1 protein-coding gene is annotated in these 2,358 nt (G+C 75.3%); it reads right to left on the bottom strand.

Features of this window, described 5'->3' with window-relative positions:
* Positions 1-2,310: beta-N-acetylglucosaminidase domain-containing protein (locus tag GA0115240_RS28050; protein WP_093740932.1), on the bottom strand; the 2,310-nt coding region annotated here is incomplete at its 3' end.
* Positions 2,311-2,358: the final 48 nt, after the last annotated feature.

The raw sequence follows: 2,358 nt of genomic DNA, 5'->3' as shown, positions 1-2,358 counted from the left end.
GCCCGGCTGGGTGCTGGCCGCCCGCAGCCGGATCTGGCGGGCCCGGGTGCCGGCCGGTAAGGCGGCGCTGATCACCGCCTGGTCGTGGTACTCGGCGATCTTCCGCCAGCCGGCCCCGTCGTCGTCGGCCACCTCCAGCACCGCGTCGTGCAGGAAGTCGTCCGAGCCGCTGCCGTCGCCCATCGCGATCCGCACTCCGCTGACCGGCCGCGCCGTCCCCAGATCGACCCCGAAGGAGTCGTCCGGCTGCGGCGGCGCCTGGCTCGACCAGGCGGTGGAGTCCTTGCCGTCCACCATCGCCGACGGATCGGTGCCGCGGCCCGAGGCCATGGTCGTGGTGGCGGCACGGCCGTCCGCCCGCAGGCCCAGCCAGGCATCGCCGTCGTCCACCGCCCGGCTCAAGAAGCCGTCCAGGGTCGCGGCGCCGACCTTGGCGGTGCCCTGCGCGAGCGGGGCCCGGCTGCGGTCCAGCGCCTGCCGGGCCTGCCAGGCCGCCGGGCCGTCGCCCTGCGCCTGGGCCACCAGCATGTCCACCGCGTTCTCGCCGGCCGCGCCGTACTCCGACAGCCGGTCCAGCCACGGACGCACCTCGTCCCCGAAGGTGCCGTCGGCGAGGGGGTCGAGGGCGGCGGGAGCGGTGCGCATGGTGCCGAAGGCCGAACGCAGCCGGGCCGCGGCCGACTTGAGCTTCGCCAGATCCTTCGGGGCGCCCGCGGCGACCGGTTCCAGCGCCGACCAGAAGTCCTTGACCAGCGGCTGGAGCGCGGCCGAGTCCTGGCCGCCGAGCGCGGAGGACGCCTCGTTCCCGGCGAGCGCCGTCAGGGCCGCCCGGGTGCCGGGGTCGGATCCGGCCAGGTCGTCGATCGCGGCCTGCCAGGAGGCTGCCGGGTCGTAACCGCGCGGATTCCAGGCGTAGTCGGCGGTGGTGAACAGCGGGATGCGGGAGGCGGCCGGCTGCTGCATCGCACTGGCCAGCACGCCGGCGGAGACGGTCGCGACCGCCGGTTCACGGCCGGTGTAGGGGCCGAGGAAGAGCCGGCCGGGGTCGAAATCGTTCACCGGGTAGTTGTCCAGCGTCAGCAGCGGGTGGCCCAACGCCTTGCGGGCGCCGGCCACTTGGCTGCCGGTGATCTTCTGCGGCAGCACGCCGACCCCGGTCCAGGCCACCTCGATGCCCGGGGCGAGTGCCTTGGCGAGCGCGGTGCGGTAAGGGGTCGGGCCGTCCTGGTAGAACTCGGTGGGCAGCAAAGAGAGTTCGGGCCCGCCCGAGCCGTCGGGCCCGCCGTGAGCGGCCTTCAGATAGGCGGCCACCGCGTTGGCCACGCTCGCCTGGGCGCGGGCCGCCGCGTCGGGGCCCGTGCCGTAGGCCCGGGAGTCGGCGCCGCAGTGCCACTCGCTGTAACTCACGTCCTGGAACTGGAGTTGGAAGGCCCGCACCCCCAGCGCCCACATCGCGTCCAGCTTCTTCTCCAGCGCCCGCCGGTCGCTCTGCGAGGCGAAGCACAGTGCCTGGCCGGGCGCCACCGCCCAGGCGAGGGTGACGTGGTCCTGCCGTGCCCGCTGGGCCAGCGCCCGGAAGTCGGCACGCTGGGCGGCCGGATAGGGCTCCCGCCACTGCGACTGGCGGTAGGGGTCCTCGCCGGGCGCGTACAGGAAGCGGTTCTGCTTCGTCCGTGCCATGAAGTCGAGTTGGGCCAGCCGCTGGGCCTGGCTCCAGGGGACGCCGTAGAAGCTCTCGGCGGTGCCGCGTACCGGGGCGGTGGGCCAGTCGCGCACGGTGACCGCGGCGAAGCCGCGCTCGCCCCGGTACGTGGTGGCCAACTGCCGCAGGGTCTGGGCCGCGTGGAAGAGGCCGTCGTCGCCGGTCCCGGCCAGCGCGACGGTGTCCCCGCCGGCCGCGAGCCGGTAGCCGCCGGACGGAAGGTCGCCCTGGGGCGGCGCGTTGAGGGCGGCGAGCGGGGCCAGGGCGGTCGCGCCGGCGTACACCGTCAGGCCCGGGCCGGGGTACGCGGCCCGCACCACCTCCTGCGCCCCCTCGGTCCGCAGCGTGTCCTCGATGACGCCGAGGGCGTAGGGGTCCGCGTCCGGATCGGCCACCAGGGTGACGCGGGGCGTGACGCGGGCGAACTGACCTTGGGCGCGGAGCAGTTGGGGTTTGGGCCAGACAGCCGGGGGCGCGGGCGCCTGCTCGGTGGAGGTGGCCGAGCCGGTCGGGTGGGGGAGGACCTGATCGGCGAGGGCGGGCGCCTGACCGAGCCAGCCCCCGACCACGGTCGCCACAACCGCCACGGCGGAACTCTTGCGCAGCATGATTCCCTCCCGGGGCCGCCGCACCCAGTACGAACCGCGACCCCATCA

Origin of the sequence: Streptomyces sp. DvalAA-14 (assembly GCF_900091855.1) — a bacterium.
GTDB lineage: Bacteria > Actinomycetota > Actinomycetes > Streptomycetales > Streptomycetaceae > Actinacidiphila.
This window is presented reverse-complemented; position numbering and strand designations above follow the sequence as displayed.